The following is a 4,917-nucleotide window of genomic DNA, read 5'->3' as shown; positions in this document are numbered from 1 at the left end:
ACCCGGAAGTTAAGCTTCCCAGCGCCGATGGTACTGCACTCGGGAGGGTGTGGGAGAGTAGGTCACCGCCGCACAAATATGTGAAAAAGGGCTCGACGCCATGTGCGTCGGGCCCTTTTTGCGTTGGCGGTCAGTCTTCCGCCCATACGAGTTCGAAGAGCCCCGGCCTCGGCGGCTTTGTCTCTCCAAGCTTCGTGTGATCGCCGGTCCGCGTGTTCACCCGGAATGTGAGCTCACGATGCAGATCGCCCGTGCCGCATCTCAAGAGCACATCCGAGGCACTCAGCCATCGACTCGTGCGGCAGATGCCGGCTCTGTCCCGCAGCGGCAGGGAGAGCTGTACGTCGTGGAGGACGTTCCCGTTCGCGGTGTCGATGGTGACCAGCCGGGCCGGGCGGATGTCGGCGCCGCCCGCGGGGAAATTCCTGGACACGACCTCCGCGGCTTGCCGCTTTCCATCGGGGGTCAGGACACCCGTGGCCTGGATGACGCGGAGCCGGCCGGGCAAGGGGATCTTGGTGGTGCCTGACGCGTCCGTCACGGAAAACGAATTCTCGTCCTTGGCCATCAACCGCTTACCCGCCATGTCGAGGCGGAGCAGGGTCGCATCTCGCGGCAACCGCCAGATTGTCCGCCCGTCGGCCACCTCCGCGACGAAGGGCGCCGGCATGGAGTCCTCGTCGTCGTCTCCGTCGTCGGCCTCGAACTCGACGTACAGCCACCGCCCGTTGTCCAGCAGCGTCGGCGAAACGGTGAAATCCCCCATGGCCTGTACGGGCAAGCTCTCGAGGACGGGGCGCACGGTTCCGTTGACGAGGTCGCGGACGACGATGCGGTGGTCGGTCGCCCGCTCATACGCGATGAGGCGGCCGTCGGCGCTCACGTCGACCGGGTTGCCGCCATCGGCGTCCGTGAGCTCCCAGGTCTTTCCCTGGCGGGTCACGACCCGCCAGTTGGCGCACTCCTCCTGCGGGCCTTCGGTGGCCGCGCTCTCGCAGAGGTACGCGTACGCGGCCGGCCCTTGAGAGGGCGGATCGTGGTGGGCGGGCTGTGCTGTTCTGGCCGGTTGGTGTGGGATCAGGATCGTGAGGGCTCCCGCCGCCAGGACCGTGATCGCAATCGATTTCTTCATCTCATCCTCCCCACAAGGTTGGATGAGATAGAGGCCGCCGATGTTCGAGGACGCCCGGGGCAGAAGCGCTACGGGCAGTCAGTAGGGTTGAGGGGTGGATTATCGTGCGGTCGAACGCGCAATCATGGAGCGCGGCGTCGAGTGGGATTTCGAGCCGACGCTCGACAGGATCGCGGCTCTCCTTGACCTGCTCGGGTCGCCGCAGCAGGCGTACCCGGTCATACACATCGCCGGCACCAACGGCAAGACGAGCACGGCGCGGCTCACCGAGGCGCTGCTCAAGGAGCGCAATCTGAGAGTGGGGCGGTTCACCAGCCCTCATCTCGTGTCGATGCGCGAGCGGATCACCGTGGACGGGGAGCCGCTGAGCGAGGAGCGGTTCGCCGAGGTCTACGAAGAGATCATGCCCTACGTCGACCTGACCGACAGCCAGGGGCGGCGCATCCAGTTCTTCGAGTTGCTGACCGCCATGGCGTTCGCCGCGTTCGCCGACACGCCGGTGGACGTCGGCGTGATCGAGGCCGGCATGGGCGGGTCCTGGGACGCGACGAACGTGGCCGACGGCACCGTGTCCGTGATCACGCCCATCTCGCTGGACCACATGGACCGGCTCGGGCCCGACATCCCCAGCATCGCCTCCGAGAAGGCGGGCATCATCAAGCCCGGCGCGACCGCCATACTCGCTCAGCAGGAGCTGGCCGCGGCGGAGGTGCTGATGCGGCGGGCCGCGGACGTCGGGGCCGTCGTGGCCCGTGAGGGGCTCGAGTTCGGCGTGCTCGCCCGTGAGGTGGCGATCGGCGGGCAGCTGCTCACGCTGCGCGGGCTCAAGGGCGTCTACGACGACGTCTACCTGCCGCTCTACGGCGCGCACCAGGCGGGCAACGCCGCCTGCGCGCTGGCCGCCGTCGAGGCGCTGACCGGCGGCGACGACCCGCTCGACGTCGATCTCGTACGTCAGGCGTTCGCCCAGGCATCCTCGCCCGGGCGCATGGAGGTCGTGCGGCGCACGCCGACGGTCGTGATCGACGCGGCACACAACCCGGGCGGCATGCAGGCGACCCTGGAAGGGCTGCACGAGGCATTCGATTTCGCCAAGGTCATCGGGGTCGTCGCGGTCATGCGTGACAAGGACGTCGACGGACTGCTCGAGCTGCTCGAGCCCATTCTGGACGAGATCATCGTCACCCGTAACTCCTCGCCCAGGTCGATGTCGCCGGAGGAGCTGGCGTCCCTGGCGGAGCCGCTGTTCGGCGAGGAGCGCGTACACGTCGTGGACCGGCTCGACGACGCCATCGACCGGGGCATCGGCATCGCCGACGCCGAGGGCGAGTTCAGTGGCACGGGCGTGCTCATCACCGGGTCCGTCGTCACCGCGGGCGACGCGCGGCAGATGCTCAAGGCGGATGGTTCGCGATGAATTTCCAGGTCACTCCGGGCATGCGCAGATTGGGTGCCAGCGTGCTCGGCATGGAGGCCATCGTGGCGGGGCTGATCACGCCGGTGGCGATCACCGTGGGCGGGGTCGCGCCGGGGCTGGCCGTGACCGCCGGCATCGGTCTCGCCGTGCTGTGCGTGGTCGCGGCGGGCCTGCTCAAGAGGCCTTTCGGCTACGTTCTCGGCAGCGTCGTACAGGTGCTGGCGATCTGCACGGGCTTCCTCGTGCCGACCATGTTCTTCCTCGGCGCGATCTTCACGGCGCTGTGGATTACGGCGATTATCGTCGCTCGCCGTGTCGAGGGCGCTACTTCCCGCTAAAGTCGGCGCATGACCGTCCCCCCGATCCAGCGGTCGGCCGGCCTCAGGTCGCCATGGCTGCTCGACGTGACACTCGGGCTGCTCGTCGTGGCCGCGCTGCCGCTGGCCATCGTCACCATTCCCAACACGCTCTCCGTCGTCGCCAAGCTGCTGCCGGGCGACATCGACCAGGTCGGCCTGATGCGCACGCACGGGCTCGCCCTGCCCGCGCTGATGCTGACCGTGCCGCTCGCAGCCGTGGCGCTGCGGCGGGCGAAGGTGGCTCATGTGCTGCTCGGCGGGCTGGTGCTGGTGGCACTGTCCGAAGTCGCCGGTGGCTTCGCGGGCTCGGAGCTCATCGTCGGGGCGGTGCGGGTGCTGCGCGGCATCGGTGCGGGACTGATCGTTCCCGCCACGCTGGCCGCGGTCTGGGGCCGCGGGCCGATGCTGCGGGCGCTGTGGGCAGGCGTGTTCAGCCTGAGCCTGCTCGCGGCCCAGGCGCTGGCGCTCTGGCCGCTCGACAAGGCGAGCAGCTGGAGGGTCACGCTGCAGCCGTATCCGATGCTGACGGGGATCGCGCTGGCGCTCGCGGGCGCGTACGTGATCGTCTGGATTCTGCTCGGGCGGCCCGACGCGCCAGGGCCCGACGACGGGGAGCGGCGTCGGCTGCTGCTGGCAGTCTTGCCCGCGGCGGGCATCGCGGTCGTGGGGATCAGCACCGCGACGGCGGGGTGGCGGGCCATGCCGGTGATCCTGCTGGCGGTGCTGGCCGTCGCGGGGCTGCTGGCGCTGGCCTCGATCGGGACGGGCGAGAGCCGTACGCTGGCGTACTCCATGGTGGCGGTCGGCGTCGTGCTGCTGCCCAGCGCGGCCCAGGTGACGCTGGTGGAGATGGGCGGGCTCGGCGGGCCTGGGCTGAAAGGGCTCTGGATTCCCTACGGCGTGGCAGGAGTGCTCGCCGTGGGCGCCTCCGTGGCGGTGCGGCGGCTCGCACCGGCTTCCGCGCGGTGGCTGGCGCCTCTGGGGCTGCTGGCCATGGTCGTGGGGCTGTGCTCGGTGCGGCTCATGGTGCCGTCCGCTGTCGGGCTGGTGCTCGTCGTGCCGTTCTCGCTGCTAGTCGTGGGGGCGGCTGTGGCGCTGACGTCGGCGCTGCAGGAGGTGGGTGTCGGGGCGGCCGTGTTCGGGCTGTCGCTGGGCCTCGCGGGCGTGCTGGCGGGTTTCCTGCTCGGTACAGGGGTGCAGATGGCGATGCTGGCCGGGGTCTCTTCGGCTCAGGAGCTGGTCGACAGCTTCGTCGGCGCCCTGCATGCGTGGGCTCTGGTCGGCGGCTTCTTCGTGGTCGTGGTCATCGTGCTGGCCGCAGTGACGGCTCGGAGGAGCGCGAAGAACGCGCCCCATGTCCCTTGCGCCGGTCCTGGTGTGGCGGCCGTTGACGAGACCGATGGCGATCCGCCTGCTGAGACGAGCCCGCGGGGGTCGGCGTCCGTGCCACCCGCGGGGGCCTTCGACGAGGTGGACGCGCAGGGGGACGGCGAGGCCGATCCGCTGCCCGGCGTGCCGCCGCAGGGCCGTTCGCCCGAGGACGCCGCTTCCTCGTAATTGAGCGCCCCCTTGTGGCCGCGTGCTCCCTCGTGACTGACCGAAACGAGGGTGGCTGCGCGGGACGGTAAGCTGAGCCCCAAGCCACGGCGACGCGTGGGCCCGTCCCCCGCGAAGCATCCGCGCGGCCGGGCCGGGTGCCCGTGACCGCGACCCTCACTCTGTTCGAAGGAGAACTCCAAGTGTCCGAGCGCACTCTTGTCCTGATCAAGCCCGACGGGGTTAAGCGCGGCCTCATCGGTGACGTGATCTCGCGCGTGGAGCGCAAGGGCCTCAAGGTCGTGGCGATGGACCTGCGCACCCTCGACGCCGACACCGCCAAGGCGCACTACGCCGAGCACTCCGAGCGGCCGTTCTTCGGCGAGCTCGTCGAGTTCATCACCTCGGGGCCGCTCGTCGCGCTGGTGCTCGAGGGCCCGCGCGCCGTCGAGGCGTTCCGCGCGCTGGCCGGC

General features: G+C 69.9%; 5 protein-coding genes. 4 read left to right on the top strand and 1 reads right to left on the bottom strand.

Features of this window, described 5'->3' with window-relative positions:
* Positions 1-130: 130 nt before the first annotated feature.
* Positions 131-1,132, bottom strand: a complete 1,002-nt coding sequence (locus AB0J09_RS56125; protein WP_360710693.1) for a hypothetical protein — start codon at positions 1,130-1,132, stop codon at positions 131-133.
* Between the two features lie 124 nt (positions 1,133-1,256).
* Between AB0J09_RS56125 and AB0J09_RS56120 the strand changes: the two genes are divergently transcribed.
* The 4 genes from AB0J09_RS56120 to AB0J09_RS56105 all read left to right on the top strand — a co-directional run.
* On the top strand, positions 1,257-2,549 hold the full coding sequence (locus AB0J09_RS56120) for a folylpolyglutamate synthase/dihydrofolate synthase family protein (protein ID WP_360710696.1): 1,293 nt from the start codon (positions 1,257-1,259) through the stop codon (positions 2,547-2,549).
* Complete coding sequence (locus AB0J09_RS56115) at positions 2,546-2,887, top strand: DUF4233 domain-containing protein (RefSeq protein ID WP_360710690.1); 342 nt, start codon at positions 2,546-2,548, stop codon at positions 2,885-2,887. The genes AB0J09_RS56120 and AB0J09_RS56115 overlap by 4 nt, the downstream gene beginning before the upstream one ends.
* 9 nt (positions 2,888-2,896) lie before the next feature.
* Positions 2,897-4,465, top strand: coding sequence for a hypothetical protein (locus AB0J09_RS56110; protein WP_360710687.1), 1,569 nt, complete (start codon positions 2,897-2,899; stop codon positions 4,463-4,465).
* A 182-nt stretch (positions 4,466-4,647) separates the two neighbouring features.
* A partial coding sequence (locus AB0J09_RS56105) for a nucleoside-diphosphate kinase (RefSeq protein WP_360710685.1) occupies positions 4,648-4,917 on the top strand: 270 nt, incomplete at its 3' end.

The sequence above is a fragment of the Nonomuraea sp. NPDC049784 genome, from assembly GCF_040659615.1.
In the GTDB taxonomy this organism is placed as follows: domain Bacteria; phylum Actinomycetota; class Actinomycetes; order Streptosporangiales; family Streptosporangiaceae; genus Nonomuraea.
This window is presented reverse-complemented; position numbering and strand designations above follow the sequence as displayed.